This is a genomic window from Paraburkholderia sp. Ac-20340 (assembly GCF_017104965.1).
GTDB lineage: Bacteria > Pseudomonadota > Gammaproteobacteria > Burkholderiales > Burkholderiaceae > Paraburkholderia.
Window position 1 is genome coordinate 1 of sequence record NZ_JAAGPR010000090.1, and the last position, 785, is coordinate 785.

Here is a 785-nt window from a genome sequence, read left to right on the forward strand (position 1 = left end):
ATCGCGGCCAGTTGGGCTTCGTTACGTAGCGCGAGCAGGCGCGTCTCCGTAAATGGCCGCCCAGCCTCATCGCGCTTGTACCGCCCGGGGTAGTCGAAGCGTTCATAACCGCCGTCCTGGTGCTCAAGATTCCCCCCGGTGCTGCTTTGCTGCTGACTGTACTGCGGGTGTTTGAACGTGTAATCGCGTTGGGTCTGCCGCGCGGTGCGTACTTGTTCGGCGTAGCTGAAACTTCTGATACACGGTTCGGCCTGATCCCCGCCTGGCGTGGCGTTGTAGATCACCGGACCGCCTTCGATGGTGCCGTGGATGTAGAGCCGGTCCCCCTGCCGCAGACGATGGCCCGTGGCATCGAAGGAATGCGTGTAGAACAGTCCTTCTTCTGCACTCAGTCGGTGAAAAAATTGCGAGTCAGTCTCACCGGGCTGAACGCAGTACTCGCGCACCGTGTGCTCTTTGGTCAGTTCCTGTACAGCATCGTTGATGCCTGAGCGCTTGAGCACGGCTTGCAGGATCTGCGGCGCGCTCATCTGCTGGAATACTCGCCAGTCTGATCGCAAATCCGCACGAGCTAACTGCGGCTCCAGCATGACTCGATAGTAAGTGCGCCGGAAACCTGTCTCGCCCTGTTCAAAACGGCTGACGAGCCCATTCACATATCGCACGGCGGTTTCGCCACGCCAGATTGTGAACGTGGCGGGTTGGTCGAGGACCTTGCTGAAATCGACAGCGGGATCGGTACTCGATAGCTCAACGGTCAGATTGAAGGGACTGCTGATGCCCTC

The 785-nt window shown here is 59.2% G+C and carries 1 protein-coding gene; it reads right to left on the reverse strand.

The annotated features are described in order from the left end of the window. The coding region (gene tssI, locus G3N59_RS36835; RefSeq protein WP_205987915.1) for a type VI secretion system tip protein TssI/VgrG at positions 1-785 on the reverse strand (785 nt) is incomplete at both ends.